Genomic DNA, 13,967 nt, shown 5'->3' with positions numbered 1-13,967 from the left:
GATACTGCATTTGTTTCATCGAAACGTTATTTAGTTTTCAAAGAACTATTTATTGTCTTTCAACAACATTTAATATCATACAATGTTGAAACACAAATGTCAACAACTAATTTTAAATGTTATTTTGAAGCAACCTCTGTAAAGTAACAGACATGTCTTGCAAAAGACAACTTAGTTATAATACCTAGAATCATAACGTAAGTCAAGCAGTTTTATGAAATTAATTTGCTTATTCGTCCCACACCAATTACAAATCCATATTCTAAGCCAATTAACTGTAGACAATATAAAAGAGCCGACCCATGTCGCCCCTTTATCTTTTATAATTAACATTAATTTAATTACATTAATCTAAACGTGTCACACCGGTTACATCAACATTAAAAATTAAATCCTTAACCGATTTAGCTTGAGCAAATGACATCCCCACTGATCTTAGACGTTGCATATTGAGTGATTTTTCATCGACAAGTTCTAAAGTATACAAAGAAATCAAATCATCTTGTGTTTCTAAACCCTGAGTATGCCACGTACCCAATTCACCTAAACGTAAGCAATCTGGGTCTATTCCCAATTCTTCTCGCAACCCACTCAGGAGTGTCCCCAAAGCCGTCTCATTTTGATGGCGATGCATTTTAACCGTAAAAAATTGTGATTTAGGTTGATCTGTTACCAAAAAATAAGTTTGGTCTGCTCGTGTGAAATAAACTGTTCCCGCTATTAATGACATATCCCAATTCCTTTCCAAAGATTGCGTTCCTAATTAACGCCCATTTTAATCAAGACGTCGTAATGCTTCGCTTACCATATCCGCTTTAACATCTTGAATCGTTTGAAAGCCAAAATTATAATGCTGGCTAGTCCAATAGTGAACTCGACCGCGACTAAAATGGGGCTTACTTTCTAAGCCTTCTAAAGTCAAATCTTCAACACTACGTCGCGATAAAGAAATTTTACCGGAATATTCATCTATATCCATAATCATTACTCGAACTTGCATCCCAACCTGTAATTCATCATCAACATTTTGGATATATGCTGATCGACATTCGGAAATATGCACTAACCCTTGCGTTTTATTATCTAATTGAACAAACGCACCGTATGGTTGAAGCCCTGTGACGGTCCCAGAAACAATCTCCCCAATATGATATTGCATAATAGTTAATTCATCCTATCAAATTTTTAATCTTCAATAATCCGGGCTTGCTTGATGACGATATCGTCAACTGGTTTGTCCGCATAATCCACCTTGACCTTAGCAATCTTTTCGACTAGATCCATCCCCTTTATCACATGACCAAAAACAGTATGCCGCCGATCAAGCCATGGAGTTCCGCCTTCTTGTGCATAACGTTCGACCACTTCATCAGGCACGATCCCCTTTAATTGCCGGAGCATATCATTTGGGACCCTTGAAGCTTCAACAATGAAGAATTGTGAACCATTCGTATTAGGACCAGCATTAGCCATCGACAAGGCTCCCCGGAAATTAAAGACTTCGTTAGAGAATTCGTCTTCAAAGGGCGTCCCAAAAATTGATTCGCCTCCCATCCCCGTTCCGGTTGGGTCACCACCTTGAATCATGAAATCTTTAATTACACGATGAAAGATAATCCCATCATAATAGCCTTGCTTAATCAAACCAGCAAAATTGGCGACTGTTTTAGGGGCTTGTTCAGGGAACAGCTTAAATTGGATTTCGCCAGCACTGGTATCTAAAACAGCGATGGGTCCATCGACTTTCTCTAAATCAAATTGTGGTAACATTTTTATAACTCCTGTACTTCTATTAAATTTACTGAATCGATTTATAACTTAACATTTATTATAACATATCTTGAAATACTAGCTTTTCCCTAGTTTTGTAAACAACCAATTAAAAATTATTTCTATTACAAAAAAGCCAAACCATATTTTTTCAAAAATTCGGCAAGTCGTTAAATTTATAATCAACTAGCTTAATTCAAAATGTTCATTATTCAATACCAAATGATGAATCATTCTAATAAATCTATCCATCGTAGCTACGATTATTTTTTCTTACCTATCTTTACGTTTCTACTTCGACGGTTATACCAATCAATTACATAATTTTTTGAGTCAACATTCTTAACTACTGCTGATTTCATTGACATCACAGCGTTATACAATATTTTACGCAAAACACCATTGCCTCGCTTAGTTATAAAACCACTAGTTTTTAGTTGACCAGAATCGTTAAATCGAATATCTATACCTGCAAATGCATTCATCTTTTGAAAAGTAGAAAATCTACGTATATCTCTAAATTCTGAAACTATGCTAAGCGCTGTAGCTTTCCCAATTCCTGGAATGGACGAAATAATATCTACTTCCTCAACCCCTTTAGCTAAATTTGCCATCTTTTAGATTTTTTTGCTTTATCCCGATCAATCTTATAACTTTGCCGGCCCAATATGTAACTTGATTAGTCAAATCCGATCTTTTACTAAATCACTGGTCATATGCTTTGACACTTTATAGGCAATGATTTTATGATTACTTTCATTGTAAATACTACTCAAATAAACCCAGTGACCGGGATATTCTTCTATTATAAATAATATCAGTTCGCCAGATGAAAGCTTTTTTATCACATTTTTTATTAGATTTGGTCGTTGATTATATTCAGTATGTGTTTTAGGTTTATTAATTCGTTTAGTCATCCTAGACCTAATTTTTAAAGAGCACATCTGTTTATAAACCATATGCTGGCTAATATTAATTTTTAACTGACAATTTAATAAATTTGTTAATCGCGGGTATCCATAAATAGAGTTCTTTAACCATGCATCTAATACCTTTTGTTTAATAAGATTACGACGAAGAAGAGTTTTACCAGGTTTCCAATGTATGTAGCCATAATAAGTCGATCACGTAATCTTGAGGACGTTCAAAATTTTAGTAATGCGGTGCCAAACCTGTGGATTGTCATCAATAATTTTTAAGATAGGAATACGTTCTTTGATGGTCAATTTTTCGCCATAAGCACCGCTGCTCGTTTTAAAATATCAAGTTCTTCTTTTAGCCGTTTATTTTCTTTAATCAATGCCCGTTCATTTGCTGATAATACTTTCGTATTGTTAGGATCGGCTTGATTAATCCATTTAGAAACCGTTGAAACACTGACGTTGTATTCTTTATCTAATGAATTAGCTGAACAACCAACTTTATGTAAGTTTACGATCGATTCTTTGAAGTCATTTGAATATTTGCTAACCATAATAAAAAGCTCCTTTATGATGTATTATATCGAACAATTTGTCCGTAATTCCATCATAGGAGCCAGTATATTTATTATTATCAATTGAACAACTTATCGCGTGGTCAGTCCTGCAACACCCATCCCACCAACACAAAGAGCTGCTACCCTAACGTGCTTGTCAGCGTACATTAATTCAAAAATCAATGTGACTAAGATTCGACTGCCAAACGCTCCGACTGGACGCCCCGAAGCATTACCTGCGGTGACCGATCCATCAGTTTTATAAACGGCAGGTAACTTAGCCAATTTTTCAATCGACGTGTTCCGTCGTCGTGGAGCCTCACTTGCGCGATAGTATAAGTTTTAACTTTTCGATCAACCATTGACACAGTAACCAACTCATCATCAAAATTTTGTTGGGCTATCACGGCAATCGTCTTTTGGTGACATCTGCCTACTTGCCTCGAATTAAAGCTACCGCCATACTAATGCTAGATAAACCTGAACCACATACATCGTTAATCGTTATAGCTGGAACTTGAATCGGCAGCCCTGCTTTTAAAGCCGCTTGGCGCGCCGGATTTTGACCCTGACCAGCCTGTACAACATTTCCATCAAGAACTGATTAATTTAATCAGGTGCTAGCCCAGACTGTTCTAAAGCTCATTTAATTGCGAATGACCCTAAATCCGAGGTGGTTAAAAGTGCAGAGACACTACCAAACTTTCCAATAGGGGGTTCGCCTAGCCCCAACAATATGAACTCGCTCCATTATTTATTCTCCTATGGATTATCACTTTGATAATTTGACTAATCTGAAATTATATTTCCCTGATACAAAGTTTCTTCAATTACCACGTTTAGTCTGCTTTGCTGTACCACGATAGGTAACGTAATCTGCACCCCCACTTTTGTATCATTAGGAACAACTCCTACAAATGCGGTGCCATTCAACATGACCTGGACGAGATCTCCCGCATGATAGCTCCCTTTGACTTGCACCTTTTGCTGTGAAGCGTCCACCGAATTATTTAACTCATTGAATGGTCCAGCTAATCGAACTTGGGTTAAATTTTCAATACCATCACTGACGTTAACTGTTTGCTCGGTAATCGCTGCATTAGCTACCACTGGTTGAAACAAATCAAAATTAACGGTAACCATGACCGTTGCAAGTGAGCTAATCAAAAAGAGCTTGGCATGATTTACTGGGTTCACTTTTGAAAAATTCTTTAATTTTGCCATTGAATGAGCACCCCCGTCTTTCAATAACATCATTATGGCAAAAAAGTTTAAAAGAAACTTTAAAAAAGGTATTAATTAGCTTATGAATATCAGAAATATTTGTATTAAATTTTGTGATAAATATTAAAAAGAGTATCTAACATCTCCTGGCGTTTTCCCAACAAACTTAACCTCTTATCATTTATTAATGAGTTTATTTCAATATTATTTAATTTTAATTCTTTTTCCGGTATCAAAATTGAAATACTGATTTGATTATCCCTTCGCACCTTTAAAATGATTTCAATTACCAACTGAATTTTTTCTTTAAACTTAATGTTTGAATCTATTTTTAATTCATGTTGTAAAAAGTAATTTCGTTGTTTTATATCATTAATAAAAATAACCTCTTCACCCAATAAATAATCATAATTTTTTTTAACTTTTGGAACAACCATTATATTATTATCGTATTCTGAACTTATATTAAGGTAGTTCACATATTTACTACCATTATCAAGCAATAATTCCACAACTGATTCATTTCGTTGATTAAAATATAACACTTGCTCTATTTCATTTTTTCTATTTTTTAATAAAACTTCCTCATTGCTTACTGACCAAGAACAAATTTCAGGATAGAAACCCATATTTGATGGAAATTCTAAGATTCCGTTTGGAAGAAAATTAATAATTAATATACCTTTTCCTCCCATTTTTACAGACACGAATCTTTCTGTCTCCATCAGCTGTAAAAAAATCCAATTTTTATGTTTAATTAAAAAATCGCTAAGTTGTCTATCATGCATATATCCAATTCCTTATTTATGTTTAAACCATGAACCTGATTTTTCCTCAAAGTGTAAAAACTTTGAAGAAATTTTCCTTCCATGTTTAATTCTATCATCAAAATAATTGTACATAATGTAATTAAAAATATTCATTTCAAAGTTTCCAAATTGAGAAATATTTCCATTATAAAAAGATCGATCAATCATAAACATATAAATTTCTAAAAATTCTAAAATAATTGCTCTACTACCAGCTATTAACCCGGGGTTTAGTAACTGCAAACTAGAATTATCAACCAAAAAATCATGAACATAATCCAAAGTCGAATCACTACTGATAATATATGTCGATAAATCAAATAGTTCATCTCCAACATATATTTTATTCTCCTCAATTAAATTGAATGGATCTTGAAGTATTTCTGTGTCATTAATGTCCATTAATACTACCTTTTCAATCTCAGGATGAGCGCTAATATATTCATATGTCATTATCCATCTAATGAAATATATTCCTAAAGTATTGTATTTTTCATGTATAAATTGTTTATATACATGAATATATGGTAAATCAAACGTCTCTACTTCATTCGTTAAAATATAAAGCGGTATTTTTAAGTTATGAGTTGATTGGTACAGATCTTTAACCAAATCTTGCAATAGTTCTTCCCCAACTTCATTATTTGTACGTTGTTTATCTATTTTATTAGAAATAAATTGGCCTATCACGATATTTTTATCAATTTTATTGTTCATAATTTTCTCCAAATATCTCTAATTAAATTTTATATTTTCTATATAATACAGTAATTTGTTGAAAGATTTGCGTAAAAATAGATAGAATAATTAAGATTGTTCCTCCTAAGATTCCAAATACAGTTATTTGATGAACACCAATTAAATTACCAAGTATAAGTGGAATGACTGTAATAATCACGTTAAATAAAGCACCAAATATTCCAAAAAATAACACCTTACTATTAATAAATTTATATGAGTCCCTTCCAGGATTAATTTTATTAAAGTAATCTCCGTTTTCTTCCATCCGTTTACTTAAATTTGCCGTATCAATATTAAAGAAAGCAAATCCAATCGATATAATAAAAATCAATAAACTTAATAAAATTACTCCTGTGAAATTTGACAATGATAAGTTTTCGCCAACTTTTTTTAAAAATGAAAATTTATTAAATCTAAATAAAAAGAGTAAAAAAGCTTTGACAAATGTAAATAGTGAAAGTGCATACATAAAAGGCATTCCCATTGCTGGAATAATTTTAATTGGAATATATGATTCGCTTTTTACCTCTTCAATTGATAAAATTTGTCTGTAGTACATCCGATATTCACTAAAAAAAATGAAATTAATAATAAACAACAAAACAATTAACACAATGATAAAAATTATCGAAATTTCTATCGAATGTCCTAAAGAAGATAAAAAATCAATTTTCAACTCTGGAATATAGTTTCCTAATATTGTTGCTGCAACCAATACACTATTTCCACCCAATCCATCCAAATAAATTACGTTTGAAAGCCACTGTGAGAAAAATGCGCCTGTTATCAAAATAATAGTATTTAAAATTATGAAATCAGCATATTCATAAAGAGATTTATCCATTAACTGCAATTGGGTTAAAAGGCCAAGAGATTGAATAGTAGCAATCACAAGCATTAACAACATTTTCACGCGATAAATATTGTTCTCTGTAATTAATTGGTATTCTTGATCTTTTCCAAGTGTAAATATACGCCACAAAATCATAGCTGTCATCCCCGGGGTCATCCCTAGTGATAGTAAAGATCGACTCTGCATAGCGAATAAGCTATAGTTTTCATCAATACTAATACCGTATAACGGTATTAGTCTACCCATAAAAAAAACGATTAAAACAATCAAAGTAACTAGGGTTTTTTTAAGAATTGATCTCATGGATTCTTTATTTCTAGCATTGACATTCATATTTTAGTCACCTTTTCAAAAATAATTTCATTAAATCTCGTCTCATCATTGCTAAAATTAATTAACTCCAATTTTACAGAATGAAATTTAAAATCAAATGGAAATTTTATAAATTCATCATGTATGCTTTTTATTATCTTTTTCGATTTAAAATCATTGATAAGCGTAAATTTTAATAACAATGAATCTTTAGGCCATATTTTTACATTCGAGTTAATTGCGAACTCATCTCCAGGAAAAATAATTGGTAAATTATTGTTAAATCCCCTATCAACTTGGTTATTACCCCACATCGCGATGGTGTGTCCTGATGGCAGCCAATGATTTAAATAAAAAGTTGTTGATCCTTCCTGGAAAATTTCAGCACCGTGTGATGCGTTGGGGACTAGTGCGTCAATCAAATATATTTTAAAAATATTCTTTTTATTTATTCCATTCATCAAGCGCCTCTTTCCAATATATCAAAAACCATTCCACAACTCGATTTGTATCATCATTATGTCGTCCTTCAAACCCAAGTCCCGTTAGTTTTACCTTATTTCTAAATAAGCCTTTTAAATCTTGAAATGCTGTTCCATCGTAATCATCTTGTTTCATATAGATTACAGTAAATTTTGTATTATTTAATTTATTAATATCAATCAACTTTAATAGCTGATTATCATTAGTTAGCTTCAGACTAGTTACTACATCAAATGATGTAGAAAAATCATCTGATCGCTTAATTACACCATTATTAGCTATTGATTTCAAATTAAGTAATGGTTTTCCTAGAAAAACATACCGAGGTTTCAAGTGGCTCGCATAAAATAGTGCTCCAGAAGTTCCCATGGACAGTCCACTTAAAATTAAATCATCCGATTTAAATCCTAATTTATCTAAATGTCCCTTAATGTAGCTTATTAATTTTCTTGACAACTCGGCTTGATTAGATAAATAAAATTTTCCACCCTCTAAACGCGGATCTGAAACTAATATAAAAGGATGTTTCAGATCTCTGAGCATAGGATATCCTTCAAATCCTTCCAACGAACGATATCCAGAAAAATAAACATTCAACGGTGGCTTTAAGTTTCCTTGGTTATAGTATACAAATAGTTCTTCTCTGTTTAAATCAACAATTCTTTCACCACCAGGTATCATCTCAGTAGTATGTTGGCGATGTTGACGATAATGAAGATTTCCTATTTTTATAGTACCTTCACCTTTAACTAATAAGAAACAAGTAATATATTTACCAATTCCATCCTCCGGAATCACAATTGGTTGTTTAATCTCATTTTCAGATAAATTAATTTCATTTAAAACGATGCCTTCACTAAGAGATTTACTTATAATTTTTAAATGTATTTCCACACCAACATCTTTTTCATACTCTAACCAAATTTCCATTGTATCTTTTTTTTGATAAAATTGTTGACTCCAAAAGATTTGTTCCTTTTGGTCAGATAATATATTCAAAACATACTTATCTTGTCCAAAATAGGCCCCATGTTTATTAATATTAATAATATCCGATGGAGGAACACTGATACCATATTGATGAGTAAAAAATCTTGTATCAATTAAATCAATAATGCTCTTACTTGAAATATTTTTGGTATCTACCCCATTAATTGATTTAAAATAATTACTATTTTCAGTATTAATTTTTTGTGAATTATATAAAACCTTATATTGTTCCATATATTCTAAATTTAAATATTTTGATTCCAAACTGGCATTAATCACATATGCGGCAAAATTATGACCATATTTTTTAAATATTTTTGGTAAATTTTTCAATTCTTTGATATTCAAATAAACATAACTTATGTTATCCTTCCATGCATCAAATATATCATCTGTATCAATTAGTAAAAATGTATTTTCGCTTTTCATAATAATTCCTAATCTTTAAACTAAAACAATTCTAATTGGTTAAAATTCATCGATAGTGATTGATAAATACTATTATTTAAATTAAAAAGGTTATAAAGGAAGTAATCAATTTGTTTAAAAAGATCTACTTGTTTTTTTATTACCAATCCATTTGACCCCTCAATAACATATTTACTTTTATGTGAATTTATCTGTGGAGTTCCATTTGAAAGACTAGTAAGCTGCATTGTAAAATCGATATCTTCACCAAAATCAATATTTATTTTTAATCTTTGGAAAAAATCTATATATTCCTTCTTATTTTTAAGATAAACAGTCTCTATATGATTAACCATTTCCTCATTATTAAATTGCTTTAACATATTATCCAAATTTTCTTTGGTATTAATGAAATCTTTCTCATTAGTAGTATACAAACTAAATATTATTGGTTCATTTTTTCCTAACATTCCTAGATAACGATCAATGTCCGACACTAGCTGATAAATATTTATTTTTTTATCTATTTTTACTCCAATATAGTTAATAGATTGTTTCATAAATTCAGCAGGTACAATATTATTTGGAACAGGGTAATGAATTATATGTTGTTTTTTATCTACCAATTCCCCAAATTTACTCATAAATACATTCTCTGTATCTACACTATCAAAAATATACTTGCGTGCGCTATTAATATATTTCAAGATATGATCATTCACTTCATTATTGATGATATTTTCATAATTCATAAAAATGAATAGCGGATTATTTATTTCCGATAACACTTCTCCAATATTGGGATTTAATGGTGCAATAACAGGTGCATTTTCATCTTTTTGAATAACAAAATCGTTAATCCATTGTTTTTTTTCCTCTAATAGAACATTGGTCCCATACATTAAGTCTGTTTTTGAATAATTGGATGCTAGTATTCTTAATTTAACTTCTTGTCTAAAATTTAAAAATTCAAATATTTCATTTTTTGTTTGAGGATTTAAAATTCTAATACCAGGTATACCACGATCAGAAAATAAGAGTATCTGATAAAGACTTCCTTCCTCATCATATCTCTCTAATTGATTTAAAAATTTCATATTCTTGTCTCGAATAATTTTGAATTTAATTCTCATTTTATTATCAAATACAAATATTTCATCAGCCTCTCGAATTACCATATCATCATTTTTAATCGAAAAATCATTAAAGTTTAAAACATTAAAATAATCAGTCGGAATTTCTAAAAATGTATCAAAAAAAGAAAAGTACTTATTCATATTTAACGTTTCATTCAACATATCTACGTTTCCAGATGGTGAAAAGTTCAATTCAATCAATTGAACACTATACATTTCTGAAAAAANTCAACATATCTACGTTTCCAGATGGTGAAAAGTTCAATTCAATCAATTGAACACTATACATTTCTGAAAAAAAATTAATTAATTCCGTTTGATCATCAAATATGTTTTTTTTTGTAATGTTGGGAACATCTCTTATAAAATATAAATTATTTTCCAAAATTATCTCCTCATAAAGATATTAAAACTCTAATTAATCCTATAATAACAACGATACCCATAAAAATAGACATGCTATTCATTAATTTATTTGCATTTTTATTTGAACTAACTTTCTTTTTTCTTTTATTAGCAATATCTTGAATATCTTTTTCGATATATCTTCTATTCATATTTAAATTTCTCCTCTTAACTTAATATGGAAAAATAAGTCTCAAATTATCATTTTTTTCAAATCTCGTGCGCATAACACCCATTAACAAATTCATTTTTACATTCTTTTGATATTTTTCAAATAGGATTTGACCAACTCTCTGATATTCTTGCAGTGGATTAAGTTGAACGAATGATCTTTTGTTGATAATCAATCTTAATTTCTGCATTCGATCAACATGTAAAACCCACTCCGTATCAATTGCCTTTAATATCAGCTGGTTCACGATTTTATCAAAAACTTCTGGATTTTTGGCAACTAATTGCTTAATATTATCAATGCGTTGAATAATCATTTGTTCAATTATTTTTTCATCATAATATTCCCTTGTTAGATGGTCGTCAATATAGTCCATAACAAATTGTTCAGTATCATCGATATTTTGGAAAGTTTCAAGTGCAATTTTTATAATAATCGTCTTAAATTCGTTTAATGAAACATCTTTTCTTTGTATGATTTGATTCCTTTTATCATAAACTAATTCGCGTTGAACGTGCAAAGTTTCATCCATTTGAAGATTATTAAATCGTTCTAAGTAGTCTTTTTCTTTATTTTTACTTTGAGCTCTCTTTATACTTATGTAAAAATAAAATTTATCCAATTTCGTTATATTTTTGTGTTTGTTTTTTATTTTCTCTAAATATTTAAATGGATATTCTTGAAAAATTTTATCTTCCAATGATACATGAAATTCAGTCGTACCATTTTCTCCTTGCCTACCAGATCTTCCCATGACCTGCAAATCAATTCGTCTAAGCTTAAAATGTTCGGTAATAATAACTGCCAACCCACCAGCAATCTCAACATCATGATCAATTTTTATATCAGTTCCACGTCCTGCAATAACAGTTGCAATCGTGACTGCTCCTTTCTTACCAGCTTGCTTTATAATTTCAGCTTCTAGCATGTTTTGAGAAGCAGTTAAGACCGAGTGCTTAATTCCTTCGAGCCAAAATAATTTAGAATATATTTCTGCGGAATCAATTGATTCTGTAATTAATAATACTGATCGACCCAAACCTATGAGGTTTTCAACTCTATTCTTAATTGCATACATTTTATCTTGTAATGTAATATGATATTGATCGGACAAATCATCACGAATTAACGTCCTATTTCTTTTGACTCTAATCACTTTTAAATTATAAACATTTATAAATTCATTTCGATTTAGATATGCCGTACCAGTCATTCCAGACAAATTTTTGAATTTTCTAAAAAGATGTTGAAATGTAACAGAAGCCATTGAACGGTTTTCTCTTGAAATACTAACATTTTCCTTAGTTTCAATCGCCTGTTGAATCCCATCTTCAAAAAGGGAACCTTCCAAAACCCGTCCGCTAACATTATCAATTAATTTTACACTATCGCCTACTACGATATAGTCTTCGCCTTTTTGCATTAAATATTCTACACGAAGCGAAATCAAAATATGCTTAACTAATTCAAAATTGGAAAAAGAGAATAATTTATCTGTCCTGAAAAAAATTTCTGCCTTCTTGATACCACTCCTCAACAACCAAATACTACTTTGAGAGCTATTTATTTCAAAATCAATATTTTCATCTAATAGACTAACAAACTCATGAGTAATATTGAAATAATTGGATTGAGTTTTCGGATTACCTGATATAATTAATGGATTTTGAGCATCATCTAATAGTATTGAATCTATTTCATCTACAATAGCTGTATCAAAATGGAATTCAAGTTTTTCCTTCCCATCAGATACTAAATTTGATAATAAATATTCAAAACCGAACACTTCATTTGTTGTATAAACAATCGATACATTATAACGTTTCTGTCTGTCATTTATTTTTTCATCTAATTTTCCATTTTTACTTTCGTTGGACTTAATTAACTCAGTTTTAACCCCCAGTAATGAGAAGATATCCTTGGAAAAATCATAATCTCGCTTTGCAAGATAGTCATTTTGAGTAAATAACATCACTCTATGTCCGCTTACAACATGTAAATATAGGCCAATGACTGCTGTAATTGTCTTACCTTCACCAGTCGCCATCTCAGCAATCATATTTTCTTTTAAAACTTGTGCCCCAATAATTTGATTTTTATATGGTATATACCCTGTGAAACGTCTTATAGCTTCGCTAACAACTCCAATTTGATATTCTAATGGAATATTTTTTTCATTAATTAAAATATTTTGACTTATCTTTTTTAATTCTTCATTGGATATAAACTCAATTGTCTTTCTAATTTTCAATGCTTCTTCTGCAATTCGTGTCCATTTTCTTTGCATTTTTATACTCCATAATTTAAAAATCCGAACAAGATGTAAACTTGTTCGGATTTTTTTTAGTTTCAAAACGCAATTCTACTATTTTTTATCACGTTTAATCTTTCCTATTAGCAATAATCCGATCCATGTAGCATACTTACTTAAGTTTTTTAGTAATCCATTTAATTCATCACCGTAATCATTACTATTAATACCGTTTAATAGTTGTACTTGCTTTTCATCCGTATTACTTGTGTCATTTCTATCAGCAACGTGTTCTTTTATATGATCAATTTCAACATCATATTCTATATTATTGAAACTAACATTATCATTTTCAGCAGTTAAAATCGTATGATTAATTAATTTTTCTTTAGAATTATTTTTACTAAATTGATGTCCTTTTTCAAAACCATTTGAAATTGACTTACTATCTGAATCTGATGTATTTGTACTCTTTGACTCTGATGTTGATTTACTATCTGAATCTGAGGTTCTTGTACTCTTTGACTCACATTCAGATGAACTTGAATCAGACTCTGATGTTGACTTACTATCTGAATCTGAGGTTCTTGTACTCTTTGACTCACATTCAGATGAACTTGAATCAGACTCTGATGTTGACTTACTATCTGAATCTGAGGTTCTTGTACTCTTTGACTCACATTCAGATGAACTTGAATCAGACTCTGATGTTGACTTACTATCTGAATCTGAGGTTCTTGTACTCTTTGACTCACATTCAGATGAACTTGAATCAGACTCTGATGTTGACTTACTATCTGAATCAGAGGTACTTGTACTCTTTGACTCACTTTCAGATGAACTTGAATCTGACTCTGATGTTGACTTACTATCTGAATCAGATGTACTTGTACTGTTTGACTCTGATGTTGATTTACTATCTGAATCTGATGTACT

15 protein-coding genes and 2 pseudogenes are annotated in these 13,967 nt (G+C 30.6%); all 17 read right to left on the bottom strand.

All coding sequences use genetic code 11. The features are described 5' to 3' along the window. Positions 1-346 precede the first annotated feature (346 nt). Positions 347-730, bottom strand: coding sequence for a hypothetical protein (locus tag ACJQWY_RS06575; protein WP_407076936.1), 384 nt, complete (start codon positions 728-730; stop codon positions 347-349). Between the two features lie 45 nt (positions 731-775). After that, entirely contained in the window at positions 776-1,159 is a 384-nt protein-coding gene (locus ACJQWY_RS06570; protein ID WP_407076935.1) for a CvfD/Ygs/GSP13 family RNA-binding post-transcriptional regulator, read from the bottom strand. Positions 1,160-1,185: 26 nt separating this feature from the next. Next, a complete protein-coding gene (locus ACJQWY_RS06565; protein WP_407076934.1) occupies positions 1,186-1,770 on the bottom strand; it encodes a peptidylprolyl isomerase in 585 nt (194 codons plus the stop codon). Positions 1,771-2,033: 263 nt separating this feature from the next. Further along, the gene (locus ACJQWY_RS06560; protein ID WP_407076933.1) at positions 2,034-2,384 is read right to left on the bottom strand and encodes a transposase; all 351 of its coding nucleotides are present in this window, start codon (positions 2,382-2,384) and stop codon (positions 2,034-2,036) included. 72 nt (positions 2,385-2,456) lie between these two features. Beyond that, a pseudogene (locus ACJQWY_RS06555) lies at positions 2,457-3,244 on the bottom strand (IS3 family transposase); the annotation flags it as partial. Positions 3,245-3,337: 93 nt separating this feature from the next. After that, complete coding sequence (locus ACJQWY_RS06550; RefSeq protein ID WP_407076932.1) at positions 3,338-3,532, bottom strand: hypothetical protein; 195 nt, start codon at positions 3,530-3,532, stop codon at positions 3,338-3,340. A 148-nt stretch (positions 3,533-3,680) separates the two neighbouring features. After that, positions 3,681-3,836: pseudogene (locus ACJQWY_RS06545) on the bottom strand (thiolase family protein); the annotation flags it as partial. Positions 3,837-4,036: 200 nt separating this feature from the next. Then, positions 4,037-4,471 (bottom strand): hypothetical protein, encoded by a 435-nt coding sequence (locus tag ACJQWY_RS06540; RefSeq protein WP_407076931.1) that lies wholly within the window; start codon positions 4,469-4,471, stop codon positions 4,037-4,039. 104 nt (positions 4,472-4,575) lie between these two features. Beyond that, positions 4,576-5,259, bottom strand: coding sequence for a hypothetical protein (locus tag ACJQWY_RS06535; RefSeq protein WP_407076930.1), 684 nt, complete (start codon positions 5,257-5,259; stop codon positions 4,576-4,578). A gap of 12 nt (positions 5,260-5,271) precedes the next feature. Next, entirely contained in the window at positions 5,272-5,997 is a 726-nt protein-coding gene (locus tag ACJQWY_RS06530) for a hypothetical protein (RefSeq protein WP_407076929.1), read from the bottom strand. A gap of 22 nt (positions 5,998-6,019) precedes the next feature. Next, a complete protein-coding gene (locus ACJQWY_RS06525; protein WP_407076928.1) occupies positions 6,020-7,207 on the bottom strand; it encodes a hypothetical protein in 1,188 nt (395 codons plus the stop codon). After that, a complete protein-coding gene (locus ACJQWY_RS06520; protein WP_407076927.1) occupies positions 7,204-7,647 on the bottom strand; it encodes an accessory Sec system protein Asp3 in 444 nt (147 codons plus the stop codon). The genes ACJQWY_RS06525 and ACJQWY_RS06520 overlap by 4 nt, the downstream gene beginning before the upstream one ends. Continuing rightward, complete coding sequence (asp2, locus tag ACJQWY_RS06515; RefSeq protein ID WP_407076926.1) at positions 7,631-9,088, bottom strand: accessory Sec system protein Asp2; 1,458 nt, start codon at positions 9,086-9,088, stop codon at positions 7,631-7,633. The genes ACJQWY_RS06520 and asp2 overlap by 17 nt, the downstream gene beginning before the upstream one ends. A gap of 20 nt (positions 9,089-9,108) precedes the next feature. After that, complete coding sequence (locus ACJQWY_RS06510; RefSeq protein WP_407076925.1) at positions 9,109-10,365, bottom strand: glycosyltransferase family protein; 1,257 nt, start codon at positions 10,363-10,365, stop codon at positions 9,109-9,111. 233 nt (positions 10,366-10,598) lie between these two features. Beyond that, complete coding sequence (locus tag ACJQWY_RS06505; RefSeq protein ID WP_407076924.1) at positions 10,599-10,760, bottom strand: hypothetical protein; 162 nt, start codon at positions 10,758-10,760, stop codon at positions 10,599-10,601. A 21-nt stretch (positions 10,761-10,781) separates the two neighbouring features. Beyond that, positions 10,782-13,067 (bottom strand): preprotein translocase subunit SecA, encoded by a 2,286-nt coding sequence (locus ACJQWY_RS06500; RefSeq protein ID WP_407076923.1) that lies wholly within the window; start codon positions 13,065-13,067, stop codon positions 10,782-10,784. A gap of 78 nt (positions 13,068-13,145) precedes the next feature. After that, the coding region (locus tag ACJQWY_RS06495; RefSeq protein ID WP_407076922.1) for a hypothetical protein at positions 13,146-13,967 on the bottom strand (822 nt) is incomplete at its 5' end.

It is taken from the genome of Weissella kandleri (genome assembly GCF_045504165.1).
GTDB classification, from domain to species: Bacteria; Bacillota; Bacilli; order Lactobacillales; family Lactobacillaceae; genus Weissella; species Weissella kandleri_A.
This window is presented reverse-complemented; position numbering and strand designations above follow the sequence as displayed.